This window comes from Mycobacterium sp. IDUB_17, from assembly GCF_055419465.1.
Genome location: NZ_JBVAXS010000002.1, coordinates 90,528 through 115,277, shown reverse-complemented (window position 1 = coordinate 115,277; position 24,750 = coordinate 90,528). Strand labels below are relative to the sequence as shown.

Annotated in this window: 21 protein-coding genes; 5 read left to right on the top strand and 16 right to left on the bottom strand. The window is 65.1% G+C overall.

Annotation, left to right across the window (positions count from 1 at the left end; all coding sequences use genetic code 11):
- Positions 1-57: 57 nt before the first annotated feature.
- Entirely contained in the window at positions 58-1,137 is a 1,080-nt protein-coding gene (locus tag ACZYZ7_RS07720) for an NAD(P)H-dependent amine dehydrogenase family protein (RefSeq protein ID WP_450069669.1), read from the bottom strand.
- 235 nt (positions 1,138-1,372) lie between these two features.
- On the opposite strand from ACZYZ7_RS07720, the gene ACZYZ7_RS07715 reads away from it, so the two are divergent.
- Positions 1,373-3,208 (top strand): acyl-CoA dehydrogenase, encoded by a 1,836-nt coding sequence (locus tag ACZYZ7_RS07715; RefSeq protein WP_450069670.1) that lies wholly within the window; start codon positions 1,373-1,375, stop codon positions 3,206-3,208.
- 75 nt (positions 3,209-3,283) lie between these two features.
- On the opposite strand, the gene ACZYZ7_RS07710 is transcribed toward ACZYZ7_RS07715, so the two are convergent.
- The 9 genes from ACZYZ7_RS07710 to ACZYZ7_RS07670 all read right to left on the bottom strand — a co-directional run bounded on the left by ACZYZ7_RS07710 (position 3,284) and on the right by ACZYZ7_RS07670 (position 13,354).
- Complete coding sequence (locus ACZYZ7_RS07710; protein ID WP_450069671.1) at positions 3,284-4,393, bottom strand: ABC transporter ATP-binding protein; 1,110 nt, start codon at positions 4,391-4,393, stop codon at positions 3,284-3,286.
- A 3-nt stretch (positions 4,394-4,396) separates the two neighbouring features.
- Positions 4,397-5,191: a carbohydrate ABC transporter permease gene (locus tag ACZYZ7_RS07705; RefSeq protein WP_286174563.1), complete on the bottom strand. Its 795-nt coding sequence runs from the start codon at positions 5,189-5,191 to the stop codon at positions 4,397-4,399.
- A 128-nt stretch (positions 5,192-5,319) separates the two neighbouring features.
- A complete protein-coding gene (locus tag ACZYZ7_RS07700; protein ID WP_286174562.1) occupies positions 5,320-6,156 on the bottom strand; it encodes a carbohydrate ABC transporter permease in 837 nt (278 codons plus the stop codon).
- A gap of 106 nt (positions 6,157-6,262) precedes the next feature.
- Complete coding sequence (locus ACZYZ7_RS07695; RefSeq protein WP_450069672.1) at positions 6,263-7,537, bottom strand: ABC transporter substrate-binding protein; 1,275 nt, start codon at positions 7,535-7,537, stop codon at positions 6,263-6,265.
- A gap of 56 nt (positions 7,538-7,593) precedes the next feature.
- Positions 7,594-8,904, bottom strand: coding sequence for an alpha-glucosidase/alpha-galactosidase (gene melA / locus ACZYZ7_RS07690; RefSeq protein WP_450069673.1), 1,311 nt, complete (start codon positions 8,902-8,904; stop codon positions 7,594-7,596).
- A gap of 31 nt (positions 8,905-8,935) precedes the next feature.
- The gene (locus ACZYZ7_RS07685) at positions 8,936-9,907 is read right to left on the bottom strand and encodes a BadF/BadG/BcrA/BcrD ATPase family protein (protein ID WP_450069674.1); all 972 of its coding nucleotides are present in this window, start codon (positions 9,905-9,907) and stop codon (positions 8,936-8,938) included.
- A 6-nt stretch (positions 9,908-9,913) separates the two neighbouring features.
- Positions 9,914-11,068 (bottom strand): SIS domain-containing protein, encoded by a 1,155-nt coding sequence (locus ACZYZ7_RS07680; RefSeq protein ID WP_135451618.1) that lies wholly within the window; start codon positions 11,066-11,068, stop codon positions 9,914-9,916.
- Positions 11,061-12,461 (bottom strand): D-tagatose-bisphosphate aldolase, class II, non-catalytic subunit, encoded by a 1,401-nt coding sequence (locus tag ACZYZ7_RS07675; RefSeq protein WP_450069675.1) that lies wholly within the window; start codon positions 12,459-12,461, stop codon positions 11,061-11,063. Before ACZYZ7_RS07675 ends, ACZYZ7_RS07680 begins: the two co-directional genes overlap by 8 nt.
- On the bottom strand, positions 12,458-13,354 hold the full coding sequence (locus tag ACZYZ7_RS07670) for a class II fructose-bisphosphate aldolase (protein ID WP_135451616.1): 897 nt from the start codon (positions 13,352-13,354) through the stop codon (positions 12,458-12,460). The genes ACZYZ7_RS07675 and ACZYZ7_RS07670 overlap by 4 nt, the downstream gene beginning before the upstream one ends.
- 136 nt (positions 13,355-13,490) lie before the next feature.
- Here ACZYZ7_RS07670 and ACZYZ7_RS07665 point away from each other — a divergent pair, with 136 nt between their 5' ends.
- Both ACZYZ7_RS07665 and ACZYZ7_RS07660 read left to right on the top strand, forming a co-directional pair.
- Positions 13,491-14,276, top strand: a complete 786-nt coding sequence (locus ACZYZ7_RS07665) for a DeoR/GlpR family DNA-binding transcription regulator (protein ID WP_135451615.1) — start codon at positions 13,491-13,493, stop codon at positions 14,274-14,276.
- Positions 14,277-14,333: 57 nt separating this feature from the next.
- Entirely contained in the window at positions 14,334-14,966 is a 633-nt protein-coding gene (locus ACZYZ7_RS07660; RefSeq protein ID WP_135451614.1) for a DUF1361 domain-containing protein, read from the top strand.
- Between the two features lie 9 nt (positions 14,967-14,975).
- Here ACZYZ7_RS07660 and ACZYZ7_RS07655 read toward each other — a convergent pair whose 3' ends face one another.
- On the bottom strand, positions 14,976-15,578 hold the full coding sequence (locus tag ACZYZ7_RS07655) for a TetR/AcrR family transcriptional regulator (RefSeq protein ID WP_450069676.1): 603 nt from the start codon (positions 15,576-15,578) through the stop codon (positions 14,976-14,978).
- A gap of 149 nt (positions 15,579-15,727) precedes the next feature.
- On the opposite strand from ACZYZ7_RS07655, the gene ACZYZ7_RS07650 reads away from it, so the two are divergent.
- Both ACZYZ7_RS07650 and ACZYZ7_RS07645 read left to right on the top strand, forming a co-directional pair.
- On the top strand, positions 15,728-16,174 hold the full coding sequence (locus ACZYZ7_RS07650) for an MmpS family transport accessory protein (protein WP_135451612.1): 447 nt from the start codon (positions 15,728-15,730) through the stop codon (positions 16,172-16,174).
- Positions 16,171-19,068 (top strand): MMPL/RND family transporter, encoded by a 2,898-nt coding sequence (locus ACZYZ7_RS07645; RefSeq protein WP_450069677.1) that lies wholly within the window; start codon positions 16,171-16,173, stop codon positions 19,066-19,068. The genes ACZYZ7_RS07650 and ACZYZ7_RS07645 overlap by 4 nt, the downstream gene beginning before the upstream one ends.
- 19 nt (positions 19,069-19,087) lie before the next feature.
- Here the strand turns inward: ACZYZ7_RS07645 and ACZYZ7_RS07640 are convergent, their stop codons facing one another.
- The 5 genes from ACZYZ7_RS07640 to ACZYZ7_RS07620 form a co-directional block, all read right to left on the bottom strand.
- Complete coding sequence (locus ACZYZ7_RS07640) at positions 19,088-20,026, bottom strand: aromatic alcohol reductase (RefSeq protein WP_450069678.1); 939 nt, start codon at positions 20,024-20,026, stop codon at positions 19,088-19,090.
- 66 nt (positions 20,027-20,092) lie between these two features.
- Positions 20,093-20,740, bottom strand: coding sequence for a LuxR C-terminal-related transcriptional regulator (locus ACZYZ7_RS07635; RefSeq protein WP_135451609.1), 648 nt, complete (start codon positions 20,738-20,740; stop codon positions 20,093-20,095).
- Positions 20,737-22,026 (bottom strand): sensor histidine kinase, encoded by a 1,290-nt coding sequence (locus ACZYZ7_RS07630; RefSeq protein ID WP_450069679.1) that lies wholly within the window; start codon positions 22,024-22,026, stop codon positions 20,737-20,739. The genes ACZYZ7_RS07635 and ACZYZ7_RS07630 overlap by 4 nt, the downstream gene beginning before the upstream one ends.
- 72 nt (positions 22,027-22,098) lie before the next feature.
- Positions 22,099-23,010 (bottom strand): TIGR03564 family F420-dependent LLM class oxidoreductase, encoded by a 912-nt coding sequence (locus tag ACZYZ7_RS07625; RefSeq protein ID WP_450069680.1) that lies wholly within the window; start codon positions 23,008-23,010, stop codon positions 22,099-22,101.
- Positions 23,011-23,435: 425 nt separating this feature from the next.
- Positions 23,436-24,737, bottom strand: a complete 1,302-nt coding sequence (locus ACZYZ7_RS07620) for an acetyl-CoA C-acetyltransferase (protein WP_135459734.1) — start codon at positions 24,735-24,737, stop codon at positions 23,436-23,438.
- Positions 24,738-24,750 lie beyond the last annotated feature (13 nt).

Sequence of the window (24,750 nt, the reverse complement as noted above, 5' to 3'; positions counted from 1 at the left end):
AAACTGCCCCTTTTCACACGAAAAGGGGCAGTTTTGCGTCTGCTCGGCAGAAAAAGCTCAGACCCAGCGGGTGGCTTCGACCTCGGCTGGGAGCGGTGGGTGCAACGGCACGTCGAGGCCGTCGTAGATGCCGGGCTTCTGGGTGGCCAGCCAGTCGATCGCGCCGAGCAGTCGGTTGGCCGCAGTGGTGTTGCCGCCGTCGGCCCGGGTGCCGCCCGGCACGTCGGCGCGCACCACGATGCTCAGCTGGGGATCGCCGTCGACGATCACCCGGTGATCACCGACGCCTTCGTCCGGCTGCGGCCACTCCGGCGCACAGGCCGGGTCGATACGGGTGATGTGCTCGATGATGACCCGCTCGACCCCGTCGGCCCATCCGATCACCTGGAGCCGGAACGCGCCCTGCGTACCGGCTTCGAACCGGCCCATGACGTTGTCGACGGTCTCGGTCAGCGGCAGTCGTTCGACCGTCTCGGTGATGTCGTCGATCTCCAGGCCCAGCCCGCGGCCGATGAGCCGGACGTTGCCGCCCCACACCATGGTGGGGATGGACGGCAGCAACATCATCGGCGTCTCGTCCATGGACCCGCCGAAACCGCACAGCACCCGCACCGAGTGCGGCTGGTTGTAGGTGGAGTAGTCGAAGATCTCCTGACACCGGATGGTGCGGATCCGGGTACACAGTCCCGCCGCGATCACCGCCAGGGCGTCATTGCCCCAGCCCGGGTCGACGCCGCTGACCAGGAGTGCGGAGTTACCGGCCACCGCGGCGTCGGTGAGCCGGTCGACCCACTCCGCGGGGGCCGAGGCCGGGTCGTACAGCGAATACAGCGACGGCGTCACAACTTGTTTGCCAGCACGCAGGCACCGCTCGATCTCGGCGAGCGCCTCCTCGGGGCGGATGTCGCCGGAAGACATATAGGCGACGGCGTCGCACTGGGCCAGCGCCGCATCTATGTCGGTAGTGGCGCTGACACCGGTGAGGCCGTCGAGCTTGGCGAACGTCGCAGCGTCACGACCAGCCTTGTCCTCAGATGACGTGATGACTGCCGCCAATTCCAGCCCCGGGAATGCCGTGGCCGATCTGATGGCCGTCGCACCCATGTTCCCCGTGCCCCACACCGCTACTCGACGCATCCGCCCACCCTAATGGTGATATTCGTGAGGATCGTCACAATCCAACAAAACTGCTGGTCCAAGGCATTTCGACACGAAGGTACAGAGGTCGATCAACCGCTGGGTTGGTTAGCCCCCAGAAATTGCTCAGAGTCTCTTTGCGTTGAAGTTACCGAACGGTATAGTTGGCCGCAGTTACTGGTGGGTAACTTATCCAAAGTACCCAACCTCAGGTGGCATTCCACAAGGAGGAAAAGTGAGCCACTACAAGAGCAATGTCCGTGACCAGGTCTTTAACCTGTTCGACGTCTTCGGCCTGGACAAGGCCCTGGGGACTGGCGACTACAGCGATCTGGACGCCGACACCGCCCGCGAGATGCTCAGCGAAATGGCTCGACTGGCCGAGGGACCTGTCGCCGAATCATTCGCCGGGACTGACCGCAACCCGCCGGTGTTCCATCCGGACACTCACAGCGTCACGCTGCCCGAGCCCTTCAAGAAGTCCGTACGCGCGGTCATCGATGGCGGCTGGGACAAGTTCGGCCTCTACGAGGAACTCGGCGGAATGCCCGCGCCCAAGGCGCTGCTGTGGGCGCTCAACGAGCACATCCTCGGCGCCAACCCGGCCGTGTGGATGTACGCCGGTGGTGCCGCCTTCGCGCAGATCTTCTACGACAACGCCACCGAAGAACAGAAGAAGTGGGCCGTGCTGGCCGCCGAGCGGGGCTGGGGCTCCACCATGGTGCTCACCGAGCCGGACGCCGGTTCGGATGTCGGCGCCGGCCGCACCAAGGCCGTCAAGCAGGAGGACGGCTCCTGGCACATCGACGGCGTGAAGCGGTTCATCACCTCCGCCGATTCCGATGACCTGTTCGAGAACATCTTCCACCTGGTGCTGGCCCGCCCCGAGGGCGCAGGCCCGGGCACCAAGGGTCTGTCGCTGTTCTTCGTGCCGAAGTTCCTCTTCGACTTCGAGACCGGAGAACTGGGCGAGCGCAACGGTGTGTACGTCACCAACGTCGAGCACAAGATGGGCCTGAAGGCTTCGGCCACCTGTGAGCTGACCTTCGGCCAGCACGACAAGCCCGCCGTGGGCTGGCTGGTCGGCGAGGTGCACAACGGCATCGCGCAGATGTTCGACGTCATCGAGCAGGCTCGAATGATGGTGGGCACCAAGGCCATCGCGACCCTGTCGACCGGCTACCTGAACGCTCTGGAGTACGCCAAGGAGCGCGTCCAGGGTGCCGACCTGACCCAGATGATGGACAAGACCGCTCCGCGCGTCACCATCACCCATCACCCCGACGTGCGTCGCAGCCTGATGACGCAGAAGTCCTACGCCGAGGGCATGCGCGCGCTGTACCTGTACACCGCGACCTTCCAGGACAAGGCCGTCGCCGAGGCGGTCCACGGCATCGACGGCGAACTGGCCCACAAGGTCAACGACCTGCTGCTGCCGATCGTCAAGGGCTTCGGCTCGGAGCAGGCCTACGCCAAGCTGACCGAGAGCCTGCAGACCCTGGGCGGTTCCGGCTATCTGCAGGACTACCCGATCGAGCAGTACATCCGCGACGCCAAGATCGACTCGCTGTACGAGGGCACCACCGCCATCCAGGCGCAGGACTTCTTCTTCCGCAAGATCGTCCGCGACAAGGGCCAGGCGCTTGCCTTCGTGGCCGGCGAGATCGAGCAGTTCATCAAGAACGAGACCGGCAACGGCCGGTTGAAGACCGAGCGTGAGCTGCTGGGCACCGCGCTGGCCGATGTCCAGGGCATGGCCGCCACCCTCACCGGCTACCTGATGGCCGCGCAGGAAGATGCCGCGAGCATCTACAAGGTGGGCCTCGGTTCGGTCCGCTTCCTCCTGTCGGTCGGCGACCTGCTGCTCGGCTGGCTGCTGGCCCGCCAGGCCGCCGTGGCCATCGAGAAGCTCGACGCCGGCGCCACCGGGGAGGACCGCACCTACCTCGAGGGCAAGATCGGCGCTGCCTCGTTCTTCGCCAAGAACATGCTGCCGCTGCTCACCAGCACCCGTCAGGTCATCGAGACCATCGACAACGAGGTGATGGAGCTCGACGAGGCTGCGTTCTAGAAACCGCTGAATACGAAGAGGCTCCCGGGATATCCCCGGGAGCCTCTTTGTTTGTCTAGGCGCCTCGACCGGCGCTCATACCGAAATGCGCTCACGGTGGCGCCGGGCCTCACCGGTCTCGGCGTCGAAGAAGTACGTCCGTTCCGGCGGCATCGCCAGACCGATCCGGGCCCCGGACTCCAACTCGGTGTCCGCCGGAGCCTGGACGATCACCCGGGTCTGAGCCGCCGGTGCATTCGACGCATCACTGCTGACATCGACAAGCGCAGTCACCAAGACGTGACTGCCCAGCGGCTCGACGAAATCGACTCGGGCCGGCACCATGCCGGCGCCGCAGTGGCCGTGCAACTGCAGATGCTCAGGGCGCACACCGACGGTCACCGGGCCATCCGGCGACGCCACGGTTGTCACCTCTGCGCCGCCGATGTGGAGCATCCCCGAGCGGATGGCCCCGGCAATCAGGTTCATCGGCGGGCTGCCCATGAAGGCCGCGACGAAGGTGTTCGCCGGGCGGTTGTAGATGTCATCGGTGGTGCCGATCTGCTGCACTTCACCGTCGGACATCACGCACAACCGATCACCCAGCGTCATCGCCTCCACCTGATCGTGGGTGACGTAGATCGAGGTGACCGGGACTTCACGGTGCAGACGCTTGAGGTCGCCGCGAACCTGGTTGCGCAATTTCGCGTCCAGATTCGACAGCGGCTCATCGAGCAGAAACGCCTGTGGTTCGCGTACCAACGCACGGCCCATGGCCACCCGCTGCCGCTGACCCCCGGACAGCTGGCCGGGTTTGCGATCCAACAGTTCGGTGATCTGCAGTAGTTCAGCGGTTTCACGGACCCGGCGCTGGATTTCGGCGCGCGGGGTCCGTCGCTGCCGCAGGCCGTACGCGAGGTTGCGGTAGACCGACATGTGCGGATACAGCGCATAGTTCTGGAACACCATCGCGATATCACGCTGTCCGGGCGCGAGGTCGTTGACCACGGTGCCGCCGATCCTGATCTCACCCGATGTCGGCTTGTCGAGACCGGCGAGCATGCGCAGCGCGGTGCTCTTTCCGCAGCCCGACGGCCCGACCAGGATCAGGAACTCCCCGTCTGCCACCGTCAGATTGAGGCCCTTGAGCGCGTCCACTCCCCCCGCGAACCGGCGCGTGACGTCACGAAACTCTACTTCTGCCAAGGTTCAGCCCTTCAATCCGGTACTGGCCACCGACTGCACGAAATAGCGCTGCGCACCGATGAACACCAACAACATCGGCAACAGACTCATCACGTTCGCCGCCATCAGCAGGGGCCATTTGACCCGGTGTGCTCCCTGGAAATAGCTGAGCCCCAACGGAATCGTCATCTGGTCCTGGGAGGTGATCACGATCAGCGGCCACAGGAAATCGTTCCAGGACGTGAGCACCGTCAGCGCCGCCAGTGTGGACAATGCGGGCAGCGACAGCGGGAGCACGATCTTGAACAGCACGCCAAGGCGCGAGGTTCCGTCCACCCGGGCCGCCTCTTCGAGTTCCACCGGAACCGTCTGGAAGAACTGGCGCAGGAAGAAGATCCCGAATGCGGTGGCCAGGTTGGGCAGCATCAGGGCGCCGATGTGATCGATCCCCAGCCCGGCCCACACGTTGTCACCGAACCATTTCACGATCAGGAACACCGGGATCATCGTGACCTGAAACGGCACCATCAGGGTTGCCATCAACGTAACGAAAAGCGCTCCGCGGCCCAGAAATCGGATGCGGGCGAACGCATAGCCGGCCAGGCTGCACACGATCAGGTTGCTTACCAGCACCACCGATGTCACCAGCAGGCTGTTGAGAAAGAAGTGGCCGAACGGCGCTGCGGCCCAGGCTTCGGTGTAGTTCTCCCACCGCGGGCTTTCGGGCAGGAGCACCGGCGGAAAGCGGTTCGCCTCGCCTTCGGTCTCCAACGAGGTGACCAGCATCCACAACAGCGGAACCACCAGCAGGAACGTCAACGGAATGAGAATCAGATGCCACGGGCTGAACGGCAGCCGGAACCTGACACGATGCTTCGACAATTGGGGTGGCCGCTGCGATTGTGACTGCGGTGCAACGGTTTCAACGCGAGTATCTGGTGTGGTGGTCATGAGAAATGCACGTGCTTACGGGCGAGACGGAACTGGACAGCGGTGATCAGCAGGATCACCACGAACAACGCGTAGGCCATCGCAGCGGCGTATCCGGCGTCGAACTTGATGAAGGCGCGGTCCCACAGGTAGTACACGATGACGGTGGTGGCGCGCAGCGGTCCGCCCCGGGTGGTGGCGTAGACCTCGTCGAACAACTGCAGCGCGTTGATGGTCAGCCAGACGACGAGAAACAGGTTCGCCGGACCCAGCAGGGGCACCGTGATGGTGCGAAAGCGGGTGAACGCGCTCGCTCCATCGATCGACGCGGCCTCGTGCAGCTCGACTGGAACCCCTTGCAATGCAGCGAGGTACACGATGACCGAGAACCCGGTCCAGCCCCAGATCGTCATCGCCACAATGACGTACAGGGCCTGCGACGGTGATGACAGAAAGGGCTGCGCGGGTACCCCGACCGTATTGAGGGCCGCGTTGACCACACCGTAGTCGCGGTCGGTCAACCACAGGAAGATGATGCCCTGCGAAATGGTCGAGACCGCCATGGTGACGTACGCCGCGGTTCGGTACACCGAGATGAAGCGGACCGAACGGTTCAACGCTGCGGCCACGAACAGACCGACCACCATGGTGCCGGGCACGAACAGCGCTGTGTAGATGATGGTGTGCTTGATCGCGTCGACGAACAGCGGATCGTCGGCCAGCTTGCGGTAATTATCGAACCCCACCCACGGTGTCTCCGGCGTGAGCAGATCCGAGTGCTGGAACGACAGCATCAGCGACATCAGCACCGGCAGCAGACCGAAGGCGCCGATGAGCACCGCGGCGGGGCTCACCAATGCCCACCCCGCCACGGTCTCCGAGCGGCCGAGCCGCCTGAACCGGGGGACGTGTTGTCGCGTTGAAGCTAATTCAGACATGTGCGTGCGACTCCCCGTGGGCCTATTCCCCGGCCAGTGCCGCGTCCGTGGCCTTGGCCGCCGAATTCAGCGCGTCAGCGGGCTGCTCCTTGCCGAGCATGACGGCTACGACTGCCTGCCCGAGCGCCTCCGAGATCGCCGGATACTGCTCGACGGTGGGCCGCACCGACTTTACGTTGGACAGGTTCTCCACGAATGCCGCGCTGCCGGGCAGCTTTTCATTCAGTTGGTCACGGAACGCCGCATCCTGACCGATCGATTGACGCGTGGGCAAATCGCCGGTCCCCAACGAGAATGCCTTCACCTGCTCGGATGCGGTCATCCACTTGACGAAGTCGATCGCCGCCTGCTTGCGCTTGTCGCCGTTGTTGAAGACCACCCAGTTGTCCGGGCCCGAGATCGACTGGTGAGCGCGGCCGCTGCCGGCGAATGTGGGCATCACCTGCACGCCGTACTCGATGTCGGACAGCTGGCTGAGATCCCACGGGCCGGTGACCAGCATCGCGACCTTGCCGCTGTTCATCAGCTTGGGACCGTTCTCGTTGGTGGTGTCGAGGTAGAGCGACTTGTCAGTGACCGCCATCTGTTGCAGCGTGGTCAGCGCTTTCGCCCCTGCCTCCGAATTGAACGCAGCGTGCTTGTTGTCGGGCGTGAGGATCTCGCCGCCGGCTTCCCAGAGCATCGGAATGTAGTGCCACACCGTGTCTTCGCTGCCATCGGCAGGCATCAACCAGCCGTACTGCCCCTTCGACGGATCGGTGAGTTTCGCCGCGGCCGACCGGAAATCTTCCCAGGTCCAATCGGCCGTCGGCGGCGCCACCCCGGCATCGGCGAAGAGCTTCTTGTTGTAGACGATCGCCAGATTGTCCACCAGGGCGGGCACGCCGACGATCTTGTCGCCGACGGTCGCGGCTGCCCGCTCGGCCGGATAGAAGTCATCCCAGTTCCAATCGGGCTGAGAGACCGCCTCGGACATGTCGACGACCTGCGGAATCTTGGCGATGTTCGGCGACCACGAGCCGAACATGTAAGCAACGTCGGGGGCGCTGCCGCCTCGCACCGCAGTCAGCACCTTCTGCAGCACAAGGTCATTGCTCGAGTAGAGCTCCTTGACCTGAACGTCGGGATGCTCCTTGTTGTACTGGTCGACCAGGCCCTTGAAGACCTCCCCTTCGGTGTCCTGGTAGCCGTGCCACACCGCGATCTCGGTCGGGCCGGTTGAGGAGGAGCCACCGCATGCAGTGAGCGCGAGGGCAAGGACAGCGATCAATGCGATGCACAGCCTGCGTCGAATCACGGTAGACACTCCTTTATCTGGGTGTGATGGTGCATGTGTTTCACGACCGGCCGTTCTCACAGCGCCAGCTTCGAACGCAGCGGCTCAGGCAGCAGGTCTCCGTGCGCGATCGTCAATTCGTTGCACAGTTCCCATATCTGGTCGACGGTCAGCGTGGCCGCGGTGTTGGGATCGACCATGGCCGCTGCGCGGACCAGCCGCGGATCACCGTCGATCGCGGCGCGCACGGTCAGCTCGACCGGTCCGAGGAAGTTCCGGTTGAGCGCGGCGCATTGTGGCGGCAGATCGCCCACCCGCATCGGATGGGCACCCAGGGCATCGAGCATCGTCGGGACTTCGACTGCCACACCGTCGGGCAGATTGGTGATCAACCCCTGGTTCACGACGTTGGCAGAGATGACTCTGGTCGTCCCGGTCTCCAGAGAATGGATCACCTGCGGCGCGTATTCGGTGGACCCGTTGTCGATCGCAAGGGTGTGGGCGTCGGCCAATTCCGCTCGGACGCGACCGTACTCGGCCAGATTGGCCTCACTGATGGAGACGTACTCGCCCACATTGATCCGCAGGCGTGCGACCTCCTCGGGGTCGCGGACGTACCAGGGGACGTACTCGCTGGAGTGCTCGCTGGTCTCGGTGGGGTAATACCCCAGGCGGCGGTACATGTCGACCCGCACGCGACGCTGCAGTTCCGGATCGGCGGCGATGCGCTGGTCCAACTGCGGATACAGATCCCGGCCGCCACGTTCCCAGCGCAGTACCCACGCCTGGTGGTTGACACCCGCCGACCAGTAGGACACCTCCTCGTAGGGCACCTCGATGAGTTCACACAGGCCGACCATCGTCCAGTACACGGAATGGCACAACCCGAGAACCTTGAGCCGCGGCGCGACGTGGTGCAGGAAAGTGACGTTCATCGCCATCGGATTGGTGTAATTGAGCAGCCAGGCGTCCGGGCACACCTCTTCCATGTCGTGTGCGATACCGGCCAGAACCGGAAAAGTCCTCAGGCCGCGGAAGATTCCGCCGACGCCGATGGTGTCACCGATGGTCTGATTCAGCCCGTACCGCGCCGGGATCTCGAAGTCGCGCACCGTGGCCTCGTGCATGCCGACCTGAATGACGTTGATGACGTAGTCAGCGCCCTCGAGCGCACGGCGCCGTTCGAGGGTGGCGATCACCTCCGGATCGGCACCCGCCGCACGGGCGGTCGCACGGGTGATCGCCTCCGCGGTTTCGAGGCGTTCGGAGTCGATGTCATGCAACACAATCCGAATCGACCGCAGTTCGGGGAACGACAGGATGTCCCCGAGTAGTTCGCGGGTGAACTCGACACTGCCCGCTCCGATGATGACGATGGTGGGTGACACGTCCGGCTCCTTGGCTGCGCGATTTCGGTTGTCAGGCTGGGGTTGTGGCCAGTTGGTGCAGTGCGGCCGCACTCAACGGATGGCCACTGTGTCTGGCGGCGTAGAGGGCGGCCCCCAGCGCCGGGTCGAGCAGCGGGCGCCGCAGTTCGTACTTGGCCGGCTGCTCCCGGAGTGCGGCGACGAACATCCCCAGGAAGCCGTCGTCGGAGAACATCCCGCCCGAGTACGACACCGGCACCGTTTCGGGTTCGGTGAATCCGAGCAGCACGCGGGTGGTTTCGACGAGTGCGACGAGTTCGTCGACCGCGGTGGACAGAATCTGGATCGACGCGTCGTCACCGGCCCGCACCGCCTCGCACACCGTGGTGGCCAACGCGGCGATAGAGGTGCGTTTTCCGGACCACTTGCCGATCAGCAGGCTGACGATGTCGAGGTCGCTGTCGAGCTGCAGGCGCTCTGTCAAGAGTGTGTGCAGCGGACCCGATGGGAGCCTGCCGTCGCTCATCCTGCTGAATGCGTTGAGTCCCCGGGTGGCGATCCAGTACGCCGATCCTTCGTCGCCGAACAGTTCGCCCCAGCCGCCGACCCGGTGTCCGACGCCCCGTCGCTCGCCGTAGGTCATCGAACCGGTTCCACTGATGACGTTGATGCCGTCCTCGCCTGCCAGCGAGCCGGCCCACCCGCAGACCATGTCGTTGTCGCAGCGATAGCGGTCGTGACCGAGCACTCGCGCCCCGACCGCATTCAGTCGTTCGATGTCAGCGCTGGCCTCGCCATAGCCGGGGATGCCGAAGAAGGCCGCGTCGATTCCGGAGGGCTCGATTCCCCCTTGCTCGGAGATGACGGAAACCCCTTGCCTCAGCACGTTTTCAACGACATCGAAACCGTCGTTGAAGTAGTACGAGGCCGGTGCGGTGGCGCGGGCCAAGACGCGGCCCTGATCGTCGATCAGGGCGAACGCGGTCTTGGAACCGCCACCGTCAACCCCGAGATAACAGGCCATCGCAGGTCACCGCGCAGCCGGATGGCCGGCGGGCGTCATCGGATAGATGGTGACACCCTTGACGACTCGGCTCACCTCGCCGGATGGAAACGGATTATCCGGTGTCTTGGCGTATGCCAGCGCGGAGAACAACGCGAGATACTGAGCGAACACCAGGTACGGAAGGGCAACCTGGGCATCATCGAGCCCGCCGAGGTCGGGTAGCACGACGCTCGGGCCCAGCGCTTCCGGGATCGGCTCGGCGCTGATCACCGTGACCGCGTCCCGGCCCAGCTGAGCGCGGATCTCGGCGATGATGTCGAGGTCGTAGCGGCGGGTGTGCGGATCGGTCGAAACATACACCACCACCAAGGTATCGCCATCGAGGACGGACTTGGGTCCGTGCCGGAATCCCAATGGAGAATCGAAGTACGTGACGACTTCTCCTGCGGTCAGTTCCAGGAGTTTGAGTGCCGATTCCTGGGCGAGGCCAGCCAACGGCCCACTGCCGAGGTAGACAAATCGTTGCTTCTTGGTCTGGGCCAGGGCCCGGATGTCGGACTGCAGGCCCACCACGTGTTCGGCGGCGCGGGCGAGAGCATGCGCATTGCCGGGCCGCGCCGGACCCAGCATCAGCAGACACGACAACAACATTGAGGTCAGACTGGACGTCATCGCGAATCCGGTGTCGTTGGTGCGCTCCGGCATGCAGACGACGCGCGAATTCTCCCGCGCTCGGTGTGCGCGGCCCAGTTCGCCCTCGGGGTCGCAGGTGTAGATCAGGTGCCATACGTCGGTGACGAGCTCGTCGGCCAGCGCCGTGGTCGCCAGACTCTCCGGGCTGTTGCCCGACCGGCCGAAGGACACCAGAAGCGTGGGGGTGTCCCGCTCCAGATGGTCCAGCGGGTTGGCGACAATGTCCGTCGTCGCAATGGGTTCGACACGGCGGTTGAGGTGCCGGCGCAACGCCGGCGCCGCGATGTCACCGACGAACGCCGAGCTGCCGGCCCCGGTCAGAATGACCCGCAGGTCAGGCCTTTCGAGTATGCCGCGCAGAAAGGCTCCGGTGTCCTCACCGAGCCGGCCGGCAACCTCCCGCCAGGCTCCTGGCTGCTGGCCGATCTCGACTATCGTTGCGCCACCGTTTTTTTGGTCGGGATATTGAACCTGCGAGCTAGTCATCGGCACCTCCAGTGGTCAGGGCGCGGGAAAGGTGTCGGGCGGTACCGCAGGCGCTGGCGTAGGGCCGCAACGCGTCGCGTATGCGATCGATCACCAACGACTGGGCATCGGGTTCCAGATCACCGGAGCGGATCCGCTCGTACTGAGCGGGCAGGAACTGGCTGATCAGCGGCAGCGGAATGCCGGTGCGGTCGAGGTTGGCGAGCAGCGCCCGCCGGGCCGCCTCCACCTCTTCGTCGGCCCAGTAATAGCGCAACCGATCGCTGTAGCTGTACCGGCGGGCTGTGCGCTGGGTGACCGGGTCACCCTCGTAGTAACCCTGCCAGTACCCGGGCTCGGCCAGCATCCTGCGCTCGATGACCTCGATGAGGTTCGACCGCGCCGGCGGCGCGACAAGATCTGCCTCCACGAGGCTCAAGGCAAACAGCGCCTCACGCATGGCGAATGTGAGGCCCGGCCCGACTTTGAGGATGGCCCAATGGTCCTCAACGAGCTCACTCAGCTGGGCGGGCCGCTGATAGTCGGTGGAATGCGCTTCGAACACCAGGTTGTCCTCGGTGTCGAGAACCTTCCGTAACTGTTCGGTGGCGCTGTGCCGGTAGTCGATGACGTTGAGGTGGTCGAACTCGACACCGGGCTGCACCACCAGGGCGACGACGCGCGGCCACACGTGGGAGAGCCCCACCTCGGCGAAGGCGGCCTGGTGGGCCGCGATGGTTCGCCTGGCCCGTTCGGCCGGGGTCGGGGTGAGCTGACTCAGCGTTTCGTGCGCTCCCCCGGGGACCGGCACCTCGGTGCCTATCACGTACACCGGGCCGTCGGCACCGAGGCCGCCTGCGGTTTCTCCGGCGACGTTTTCGGCGACCCGCAGCAGCCGTGCGGTGCGGCTCGCCACCACCTCGTCGGACAGCACCGCCGGATCGTCTGCACAGGACATGCTGCAGTCGAGGTGGATCTTGCTGTATCCGGCTTCGACGTAGGCGGCGACCAGCACCTCGGCGTGAGCCATTGCCGCACTGGAGGGTTGGCCCTGCCAACGATTCGGCCCGAGGTGGTCACCGCCGAGCACGACCCGGTCCCGAGGGAATCCGTTCTCGTCGGCGATGCCGAGAACCAGGTCACGAAACTGAGCCGGTCGCAGACCGGTGTAGCCGCCGAACTGATCGACCTGGTTCGAGGTGGCCTCGATCAACACATAGCTGTTGTCGGCCGCGGCCTGCGCGATGGCCGCCGCCACCACCGTGGGGTGCGCTGAGCACACCGAATAAATGCCCACCGCAGCGCCGGCCTTATGCCACTCGATGGTCTCGGCGATCCCACTGGCAGGCCGCGGGAAATGTGCGGACATGTTGTCCGGCAACGCATTCGAAGCGTCCGATGTTGATTGGATCATCGGGCGTCACGCTCCCCGGCGCGCGCCGGTGCAAGCGACTGCACGGCACGGCACCGATCGGCCACGGTGTCGCCGACGGCCTGCCGCCCGGCCTTCAGGTATCTGCGGGGGTCGGTGGCTGTGAGATCACCGGCCAGCGCCTCGCGCACGGCCCCGGTGTAGGCGATGTTCAGCGCGGTTCCGACGTTGATCTTGCGGATGCCGGCGCGAACCGCGACGCAGAGCTGGTCGTCAGACACTCCGGATGACCCGTGCAGGACAAGCGGAACCGGCACGCGGGCCGCCAGTTGCTGGATCAGAGCGACGTCAAGGCAGGCATCGCGGGTGGTCATCGCATGGGTGCTCCCGACTGCCACCGCGAGGCCGTCCACCCCGGTCTGCTCGGCGAAAGCCACCGCTTCGTCCGGATCCGTTCGGACACCGGGCGCATGCGCGCTGACGGCTGCGTGGTCCTTGCCTCCGATCTCTCCCAACTCCGCTTCCACCCACAACTCCGCGGCATGTGCAGCCTCGGCGAAGGTTCGCGTGCGGGCGACATTGTCCCGATACGGCAGATGGGCGGCATCGACCATGATCGAGGTGACGCCGAGCGCCGGTGCGATTTCGACCGCCTCGTCGAGCAGGGTCACATCGTGAAAGTGGTCGAGATGCAGGGCAATCGGGACCGCGCAGCTCTCCGCGATACGCGCACAGGCCGACACCAGCGGCTCGATCCGACCGCCGTGGAAGCGCACGGTGTTCTCGCTGATCTGCATCAGCACGGCGGCACCGGCGCGTTCCGCGCCCTCGGAAATGCCTTCTGCGTGCTCGATGGTGATGACGTTGAACGCGAGCACTGCGGTGCGCTCGACAGCTGCCGAAGCGAGCAGATCGGCGGTGGCGGCCAGGGTCACATTGCCACCCGATGTCGGGTATCGGTCGTGTCGAACATTCGTCGATCATGAGAAGCTCGCTCAAAGCGCGCAAGATGAAACCGTAAAGCGATCAGTAAAACTGATTGCCTCAACCATCGCCCAAGGAGTCGTGAGCATGTCGATCAAGCGCACCGACCGAATGCGTGAAGTGCTCTCGCTCCTGCGTGACCGCGGTGAAGTTGCTTCCCCGGTGCTCTGCGCAGAGTTGGGGGTGTCGGCCGCGACGCTTCGCCGCGATCTCAGCGAACTCGAGGAACAGGGTCTGCTGGTGCGCACGCACGGGGGCGCCCAGGCACTCGACCCCAGTGACAGTGAGATCCCGGTACGACTTCGCGATCACCGGATGGTGGCCGTCAAACGGCGGATCGCCCAGCGTGCCGCCGCCCTGGTGCCGACAGGACAACAGGCGGTTGCCCTCACCGGCGGTATCACCACCGGCGAGGTGGCCCGCGCGTTGCGCGGACGGCCTCAGCTGACGATCGTCACGAACTCGCTGACGATCGCCACCGATTGCGCCGTCCACGCCCACCTCAAGGTGATCATGACCGGTGGCGTCGTGCGATCCAATTCCCTTGAGGCTGTTGGCCCCATGTCCGAGCAGGCGTTTCAGATGATCACCGTGGGCACCGCAGTTCTCGGCGCCGACGGAATGTCGGCCGAGGTCGGCGCAACCACCTTCGACGAAGCCGAAGCCAGGACCGCGACTGCCATGGCCGCCAACGCTCGACGTGTCGTCGTCGCAGTCGACGGTTCCAAGATCGGCAACACGACGCTCGGAAAGATGGTGCTGCCCAATCAGATCGATCATCTGGTGACCGACTCGACCGCGGACCCGCAACAGCTGGATCAGATCCGGGCGGCGGGAGTGCAGGTACACGTCGTCGAGGGCGGAGACGGCTGACGGGGTGGACGTAGTGGCACTTGGGCCCGCGCTCGCACCGACAGGCAAACTGATCCCATGACCGAAGCCCGTGGCATCCTGCTGGTCGTCTCGTTGATGGCGACGACCGCGCTGACCCTCGCTCTGGGGATCACCGATCCGGCCGCACCGATGTCCTACCCGACCAAGTTCCTGGTGTGGAACCTGGTGCTGGCCTGGATCCCGATGGTCTTCGCGATCGCGTTCGATCTGGTTGAACGCCGACTGTGGCTGCTGCCCCTGGGCCTCGGCTGGTTGGCGTTCCTGCCGAACGCGCCCTATCTGGTGACCGATCTGGTCCACCTCGGCGAGGGCTATGAACTGTGGCGGCATGTGTTGCAGTACGGGTTCGCCGCATGGACCGGGATCCTGCTCGGCGTGGTGTCGCTGCTGCTCGTGCATCAGCGATTGGACGACGAGTTCGGCTCATTCTGGGGCTGGCTGGCCGTCGTACTGTCCGTCGCGCTGTGCGCCGTCGGGGTCGTCATCGGCCGCTTTCAACGCTGGAACTCCTGGGACCTGGTGACCCGGCCCGATGCGGTGGTCGCGGCGACGCTCGACTGGGTGCGCGCACCGCTGTCCTACGTACAGTCGACGGGCGTGGCGATAGCCGTTGCGGCGTTCTTCGGGTTGGCCTATCTGACGATCTGGGCGATACGCGGATTGCGCTGACCGGCGGAGTCAGAAGCGAGTCAGACTCGGCATCAACACATCGTCCACGAGTGCGCGAACCGTCGCCTCCGTCGGCGGACGTCCGGGAATCAGGGACCGGAACACGAGATACCCCGGCATCACGTCCCACAGTTCGTCATGGATCGCCTCGGCCTCGATCTCGCCCCGGTCGACAGCATCGGCCAGAACCTCAGCCATCAATTTCTTGCGCTGGACTACGAACTGATTCTGCAGGGCCGCACTCAACTCCGGGCTGTGCGCCACCTCGGACATGATCGCGCTCATCGTGCTGCCGTGCTCTCGTGCCTGCTCGCACACCGACGTTCCGATGCTCAGAAGGTCGGTGCGTAACGAGCCGGTGCAGGGCGGGACCAGTTGCACCCGGGTGCCCTCGATGAAGGCCGCCAGGACGAGGTCGGCCTTCGACGGCCACCGGCGGTAGATGGTGGCCTTGCTGGACTTCGCCTCGGTCGCTACGGCTTCCACGGTCAACCGGTCGTATCCGTGCTGCTGCAACAGCCGCAGGGTCACCGCCAACAACTCGGCCTCCCGCTCAGTCCACTGCGACGCCGCGGCCGGCGGTGAGACGGGATGCGTCGAGGCGGAAGTCACGCGGGAAACCCTTTCCTTAGCCGGGAGCCAAGCTGTCCTAGGTCTTGCCCGGTTCAGAATAGTACCGTACGGTACCGTTCAGATACTTAGGACGGCCAAAGACTATCGCCTCACGGCGCGCTACGCGTCCGTTGTCGAAAGGCTCTGAGATGCAGGGGATCTCGGTAGGAAGCCTGGTCAGGCGGCGCTGGACGGTGATCGTGGCTGTCCTCGTGGTGGCCGTCGTCGCGTTCACCGTCAGTCGACTGCACGGCATATTCGGGTCTGACAATCATGTGTCGCGCCCCAGCGCCGACACCCTGGAGAACACCGGCTACAACCCGAAACGGGTTCTGTTCGAAGTGTTCGGGTCACCGGGTTCGGTCGCCACCATCAATTATCTGGATATCGACGCACAACCCCAGCGGGTCGAGGATGCGACCCTGCCGTGGTCGCAAACCCTGGTCACGGACGATCCGACGCTGTTCGCCGACCTCCGGGCGCAAGGGGACGGTGCGACCATCGGGTGCCGCATCACCGTCAATGGCGTGGTCAAGGACGAAAGGTCGACCAGTAACGTGAACGGTTACATCGCCTGCTTGGACAAGTCCGCATGAGCACCCGGCACGCAGAAGGTGAAGCCGCCGGTTCCCGGACGGCGCGAACCATCCGTCTGCTCGCCGTGCCGATCGTGCTCGTATGGGTCGCCATCGCCGCGCTGACGAACATCCTTGTGCCACAACTGGAAGTCGTCGGTGCAGCGCGCTCGGTGGGACTGAACGCGCCCGACGCGCCGTCGACCATGGCGATGCGGCACATCGGCCAGGTCTTCGACGAGTTCAACTCCGACAGCGCGGCCATGATCGTGCTCGAAGGCGATCAGCCTCTCGGCGACGACGCCCACCGCTTCTACGACACCCTCGTGAAACGGCTGGCCGAGGACACCAAACACGTCGAGCACATTCAGGACTTCTGGGGCGATCCGCTCACCGCCGGCGGTTCGCAGAGCAAGGACGGCAAGGCCGCGCTGGTGCAGGTGTACCTGGCCGGCAACCAGGGCGAAGCGCTGTCCAACCAATCCGTGGACGCCATCCGCCAGATCGTGGCGAGCGTCCCTCCGCCGCCCGGGGTCAAGGCCTACGTCACCGGTGCCGCACCGCTCATCACCGACAACTTCGAGGTCGGCAGCGAGGGAACCCATAAGGTCACCGGCATAACCTTTCTGGTGATCGCGATGATGCTGCTCGTGGTCTACCGGTCGCTGGTCACGATGCTCCTCATGCTGGTTACGGTCGCCGTCGAGCTGGCCGCCGCGCGCGGCGTCGTCGCCGCGCTCGCGCATTCCGGGGTCATCGGCCTGTCCACCTATTCGACGAACCTGCTGACGCTATTGGCAATCGCCGCGGGCACGGACTACGGCATCTTCGTCATCGGCCGGTATCACGAGGCACGCGCCCGTGGGATGGACCGCGAGGCCGCGTATTACGACATGTTCGGCGGCACCGTCCACGTCATCGTCGGCTCGGGGCTGACCATCGCCGGGGCCGTGGCCTGCCTGCACTTCACCCGGCTGCCCTACTTCCAGACCTTGGGCATACCCGCCGCCATCGGCGTGCTCGTGACGTTGGCAGCGGCACTGACGCTGGGGCCCGCCGTACTGACCATCGCCAGCCGGTTCGGACTCTTTGAGCCGAAACGCAATCCACGGGCACCGCGATGGCGCCGCATCGGTACCGCGATCGTGCGTTGGCCCGGCCCCATCCTGGTGGTGTCGTGCCTGATCGCGCTCGTCGGCCTTCTCGCCCTGCCGGGGTACAAGACCAGCTACGACGGCCGCCCCTACCTACCGGAATCGGCACCGGCGAACGTCGGTTACGCAGCCGCGACACGTCACTTCTCCGAGGCCCGGCTGAACCCCGAGCTACTGATGGTCGAAGCCGACCACGACATGCGGAACCCCGCGGACATGCTGGTACTCGAACGCATCGCCAAAGCCGTTCTGCACACCCGCGGCATCGCCCTGGTCCAGTCGATCACCCGGCCTCTGGGCACGCCGATCAAGCACAGCTCCATCCCGTTTCAGATCAGTGCGCAAAGCGCCAGCCAGATCATGAATCTGGGTTACCAGCAGGACCGCGCCGCCGATCTGCTCAAGCAGGCCAACGAACTGTCGAACACGATCAACATCCTCAAGCAGCAGGTCACGTTGCAGCAGGCCAGTGCCGCTGCCACCCACGAGCAGACCCAGGCGTTCCACGACACCGTCGCGATCGTGAACGACCTGCGCGACAAGATCGCCAATTTCGACGATCAGTTCCGCCCGCTGCGCAACTACTTCTACTGGGAACCGCACTGTTTCGACATTCCCATGTGCGCGGCGCTGAGATCGGTGTTCGACGCACTCGACGGCATCGACAAACTCAGCGATCAGTTCGGGCAGATCACCGCGAGCCTGGACAAGCTCGACGCCCTCCAGCCGAAACTCGTGGCGCTGCTCCCGCCGCAGATCGCCATCCAGGAGCGCAACCGTGACCTGACGCTGTCCAACTACGCCACCACGTCCGGAACCAACTCGCAGTCCCAGGAAGCCCTCGAGAACTCGACCGCGATGGGACAGGCCTTCGACTCGGCCAAGAATGACGACTCGTTCTATCTGCCTCCGGAAGCCTTCGACAATCCCGACTTCAAGCGCGGCCTGAAACTGTTCCTCTCGCCCGACGGCAAGGCCGCCCGCATGATCATCACGCACGAGGGCACTCCCGCCACGCCCGAGGGCATCTCACACATCGACGCGATCAAGGACTCCGCGTTCGACGCGATCAAGGCCACTCCCCTGTCGGACGCCAAGATCTACGTGGCCGGAACCGCTTCGGCGTACAAGGACATTCAGGACGGCGCCAAATACGACCTGCTCATCGCCGCATTGGCCGCGATCAGCCTCATCCTGCTCATCATGATGTTCATTACCCGCAGCCTCGTCGCCGCAATGGTCATCGTCGGGACGGTCGTGCTGTCGTTGGGAGCGTCGTTCGGCCTGTCGGTCCTGGTGTGGCAGTACATCTTCGGCATCCAGTTGTACTGGATCGTGCTGGCACTGGCCATCATCCTGCTGCTGGCGGTCGGCGCGGACTACAACCTGCTGCTGATATCCCGGTTCCAGGAAGAGATCGGGGCAGGGCTCAAGACCGGCATCATCCGCGCCATGGCCGGGACCGGCCGGGTGGTGACCGCGGCCGGTCTGGTGTTCGCAGCCACCATGTCCTCGTTCATCTTCAGCGATCTCATCGTCCTCGGGCAGATCGGCACCACGATCGGCCTCGGCCTGCTCTTCGATACCTTGATCGTGCGGTCGTTCATGACACCGTCCATCGCGGCCCTGCTCGGCCGGTGGTTCTGGTGGCCACAGATCGTGCGGCCGCGGCCGGCCAGCCGCATGTTGCGCCCCTACGGCACTCGCACCTCGGTTCGCGAACTGCTCGACCCGGAGCCCGAGCCAACCACGTCGAACTAGCCTCCGATGTGTGCCGGTGTCACACCAGGTTCGCTCTGGCCCATTCCTCGGCAGTCGTCGTCCTGATGCGGCGAATAGCGTTGTACGACTGATCCTTCGGCCAGGCAACACCATTGGTGCGGGCGAACACCGCCCGGTACTTGCTCATCGTGTCCTCGGGATCCTGCTGTAGCCGGTCGGTCAGGACGTCGGTGGTCCACAGCGTGCGGGTAACCGATGTCGCACGGACGCGGTCGACGATATCGGCGAGTTCCCGGTAACTGACGGTGTCGCCCGCGAGATAGACGACGGTGTCGCGAATACGCGGTTCGGCGAAGACGATGTCGGCGGTGAGCACGCCGATGTCTTCGGGGGTGGTGAGGGTGACTTGGTTGTCCCAGCTTCCCAACGCATGCACGGTCTCGGCCGACAGATCCACGACGGCGAACTCGGGTTCGAACAGGAAACTGGTGAACATGCCGGTGGAGATGATCACCCACTCCGTGGCGTGCTGGCCGCGCAGCAGGTCGCGCACGTCGAGTTGCTCGTCGAACAGCGTCTGCGCGCTACCGCGCCCTATCTCGTCGTAGTCGACGCCGAACTGCCATGGAAAGAACCGCGATACCCCGGCAGTGAGGGCCGATTGAGCGAGTTTGTGCTGTGTCCCCGGCCCGGCCGCGAAACCGACACAGCTTATGACTGTGTCGTAGCGCCGCATTATGGCCGCGAGCTCGGCCACCGACGCCGTCGCGACATCGGCATGCTCGATGGTGATACCCGACCGGGTCAGTTCCTCGCTGCGCGCATCGCGTTTCATATCGGCACGTGATGCCGGCGGCCTCAGCAGCACCGCGATGCTTGCGGCGCCGGGATGGATTGCCAGGTGACGGGTGAGAGCGGACAACACACTGGCGCCGAGTTCGCCTGTCCCGATGACGAGAATGCTCAGGCTGTCTGCCGTTGGCGGTGTTGCGGGCACTGTGGCCTCCGTTTCTGCGGTGATGCATGGGTTGCAACCGACAGATCGGCGAGAATCATCCCGGACCTAGGAGTTCAGGTAAGTGACGACGGCAAGCACGCGCCGATGATGCGCCGTCGACGGCGGTAGGTCGAGTTTCGTGAAGATGCTGCCGATGTGCTTCTCCACGGCACGTTCGGAAACCGAAAGATGTTCGGCCAGAGCGCTGTTCGAATGGCCTTCGGCCATCAGGGCGAGGACTTCACGTTCGCGGGGAGTCAGCCGCGCCAGCGCATCACCACTACGCCGCGTCCCCATCAGCTGCCGCACGACCTCCGGATCGAGCGCGGTACCTCCGTCGGCGACGCGCCGCAGCGCGGCGTCGAACTCACCGATATCGGCCACGCGGTCCTTGAGCAGGTAGCCCACCCCTTCCGGATTTCCGGCCAACAGCTCAGCGGCATAACGGGTCTCGACCCACTGCGAAAACACCAGAACCCCGACATCCGGATGCGAGCGCCGCAACGATACCGCCGCGACCAGGCCCTCGTCGGTGAAGGTCGGCGGCATGCGGATGTCGATCACGAACACTTCCGGCCGCAGCGTCTGAGCGATCTCCCGGACCTGGTCGGCCGTGCCCACCTTGGCCACAACATCATGCCCGCGTTCGACGAGCAATTGGGTCAGGCCGTCGCGCAGAATCGCATTGTCCTCGGCGATCGCCAGCCGGGTCACCGTTGTGTTCCCGCCGGTACGACGGCTGTCACCGTGGTGGGGCCGCCAGAAGGGCTGTCGATGTCGAGCCGGCCGTCAACCATCCTCAGCCGATCGGCCAATCCCGTCAGCCCCGAGCCGTTGGCCGGCTCCACCCCACCGGAACCGTTGTCCGCCACGACGATCCGCAGCTCATCGGCATCGCTGTGCAGCCACACGGTGGCCTGGGTCGCGCCGGAATGCCGGGAGACGTTGGCGAGCAACTCGGCTACGCAGAAGTACGCCAGCGTCTCCACACCCAACGACGGGTGCACCGTGATGTCATCGACCAGCTCTACGGGGATCGGGTTACGCGCAACCAATGTCTGCACGGCCGGCACCAAGCCGAGATCCAGTGCAGGCGGCCGGATTCCGCGGACCAGATCGCGCAGTTCGGTCAGGGTGTCCTTGGTGTTCGCCAGTGCGTCGGAGACCAGTTGCCGGGCCCGGTCAGCCTTGTCCGGATCGGCCAACTGTTCCTCGGCGCGCGCCAGCGTCATCGCCACGGCGATCAGCCTGGCCTGCGTGCCGTCGTGCAGATTGCGCTCGACGCGGCGCAGCGTCGCCGCCGAATCATCGACCACATCGGCACGGGCGCGCTCCAGTTCGCCTACCCGGCGTTCGCGGTCGGTCGGGGCGAGCAGTGCTTCGGCCAGCCAGACATGGGCACGCCCGACACCGATCATGACCCACGCCAACGTGTACAGAGCGAGCAGTCCACCCGCCGACAGCAGTAGGTAGATGCCGAGCGAGTCCACCGGTTCGCCGAAACTGATGATCGCTATTCCGCACGCCCAGACCACCGGGGAGACCACCAGCACCGCCGAGATCACGATCGCCAGCACGACCCCGTATCCGAGGGGTGTCATCACGACGCTCTGCAGGAGAAGGAATCCCAGGCTGCGCCAGCCGACCGCATCGGTAAGGGCCGAGGCCAGTGTCTGCGGCCAGCCGGCCCGCCGGGCGAACGGCGCCGGCGGAGCGATCGTGACACCGACCAGCCGGGCCAGCGATCGGTACAGCGCGTTCCACCGTCGACCCGACAACACCAGGAGCGCCAGCAGCGGTACGCCGACCAGGGTGACAAGCAACAGCCCCGAGGTCAGACCGGTGACGAACAGGTAGACCACGCCGACCACGGCAAGGACGCTCACCAGGAGGAAATACAGATAGCTACGACAGGCTGCCGCGGTGAACGGGGTTCGCAGTGTTCGGCGCCGGTCTTCGGGTGCGGAGGCGGAGGTGATTGCGGTGGTAGTCACGGTCATCATCGTTGCCCGATACGTTGGCACCGGGCGATGGTGCTGTCCAGCCAATATGGGGTGTGGCTAGCCACACCGTCAGCTGTCGAGCGAGCGCAGGAGTGCCCGGGTACGGGCCCGCGTTTCGGGCGACGCATCGAACACCACCCCGACATACTCGTCCACGCCAACTGTTCGAAGTGCCCGAATACGTTCTGCCACAGTGCTTTCGTCACCGATGATCGCAGCGTCCTCGGGACCGGCGTAGCCCTCGCGGTCGAGCATGGCCCGGTAGGACGGCAGATGCCCATACATCGCGAACTGCTTGGCGGCCTGGGCGCGGGCGCCGTCGACATCGTCGGTGACGCTGACCGGAAGCGCCGCGACGACACGGACCGGACGGTCCCCGGCTGCCTCGCGCAGCGTCGGGACGACGTGGTCGGCCAGCGTGGTCGGACCCGTCATCCAGGTGACGGTGCCCGCGGTGCGACGGCCCGCGAGCTTGAGCAGTTGCGGCCCCAGCGCGGCGATGTAGACATCAGGCGCCGATGCCCCCGGGATCTGCAGGGCACCGCGCGTGGTGACCGTCTCGCCGGGCGCGTCGGCGGGCTCGCCGGCCAGCAGCGGTTGCAGCCCGTCCAGGTATTCACGGAGCCGGCGGACCGGCTTGTCCCACGGAATGCCCCACATACCCTCGGTCACCGCCGCGTGCGTCATGCCGAGGCCGAGCAGGAACCGGCCCCCGCTGATCAGGTTGAGCGTGAGCGCGCGCTGGGCCAGCAGCATCGGGTGCTGATTCTGGATGGGGATGACACCGGTGCCCACCTCGATCCCGTCGACCTCGCGAAACGCGACTGCGAGAACGGTCAGCAGGTCGGGTTCATACGGCATCTGGGTCATCCAGACCCGCCGGAATCCCTCTTCGTGCAGTTGCGCGAGATTCTCCACGGTGGCGTCGACCGGGGAGCGGCCGCCGGTTTCACTGAGCGAGGCGATGAGGCTGATCTGCATGGCACCACGCTATGCGGAGGGCGGGCCGAATGGGACCAGAAGAGAAGGGTAATCAGACAAAAAAGGGCGGGTTCGGGAGGACACCTGGGGGCGTTTCAATTCGTCTCACGCAGCCGGTCTTTCACCCCTGTACCGACTCTTTGGATCAGTCACTCCCGAACCCGTCGTAGGCTCGATCGTACGCCTCGGGTACCCCTCAAACCAGAGAAAAATACGGCCGAATATTGCCGAGAATTCGAAGTTAGGTCGCCCCGTGTTGCCGTCGGGTCGGGGGGTCAGACGGCAACACGGAGCTACCCATGTATCGACCTCTATGCCGCGGCCGTTACACATCGGAGAAAGAAACTTTTCGGATGTTTTCGCGGCCTGCGTTTGTGGAGGTCAGGCCTCGCTACGCCACAGTGCCTGATGGTCGGCTCCGCAAGCTACGCCTCCAAAATCGCGGCGACGCCCTGCCCGCCGGCCGCACAGATCGAGATCAGACCGCGCACCGGCTGACCCGTCTCCTTCTTCTTCTCCGCCAGCTGCTTGGCCAGCTGAGCCACGATCCGGCCACCGGTGGCCGCGAACGGATGGCCCGCGGCCAGCGAGGAGCCGTTGACGTTGAGCTTGGTGCGGTCGATGCTGCCCAGTGCCTTGTCCAAGCCCAAGCGTTCCTTGCAGTACTCGTCAGAGTCCCAGGCCGCCAGCGTGGCCAGCACCACCGAGGCGAATGCCTCGTGGATCTCGTAGAAATCGAAATCCTGCAGTGTCAGCCCGTTGCGGGCGAGGAGCCGGGGCACCGCATAGGTCGGTGCCATCAGCAGGCCGTCGGGCCCGTTGACGTAGTCGACGGCGGCCGTCTCCGAATCGACGAAGTAGGCCAGCGGCTCGTGGCCATGCGCCTGGGCCCACTCCTCACTGGCCAGCAGCGCCACCGAGGCGCCGTCGGTCAGCGGGGTCGAGTTGCCCGCAGTCATGGTCGCGTCGCCCGCCTTGACGCCGAACACCGGCTTGAGCTTGGCCAGCTTCTCCGGCGTGGAGTCCGCGCGCAGATTGTTGTCGCGGTACAGGCCGAGGAACGGGGTGACCAGGTCGTCGAAGAACCCGCTGTCGTAGGCGGCAGCCATGTTGCGGTGGCTGGCGGCGGCCAGCTCATCCTGGTCGACGCGCTTGACGCCCATCTTCTTGGCGGTGACGGCGGCATGCTCGCCCATCGACATTCCGGTGCGGGGCTCACTGTTGACCGGGATCTCCACACCGAGGGAGGCCGGCAGCTTGCCGACCAGCTTGAGCCGGTCGAGGTTGGACTTCGCCCGACGCAGGCCCAGCAGCACCTGACGCAGGTCATTGCCGAACGCGATCGGGGCATCCGAGGCGGTGTCCACACCACCTGCCGCCGCGGAGTCGTACTGTCCCAGCGCGATGGCGTTTGCCGCCGCAGTGGCAGCCTGCAGACCGGTGCCGCAGGCCTGCTGAATGTCATAAGCGGGCGTGTAGGGCGACAACGCGCTGCCCAGCACGCATTCGCGCATCAGATTGAAGTCGCGGCTGTGCTTGAGCACCGCGCCGCCGATCACCGCACCCAGGCGTTCACCGGCCAGATCGAAACGATCGATCAGCCCGTCCAGGGCGGCGGTGAACATGTCCTGGTTGGAGGCGTTGGCATAGGCGCCGTCGGACCGTGCGAACGGAATCCTGTTGCCACCCAAAACGGCAACGCGTCGCCGGGTCGTGTTGTTGGCCATCTGTTTGCCCTCC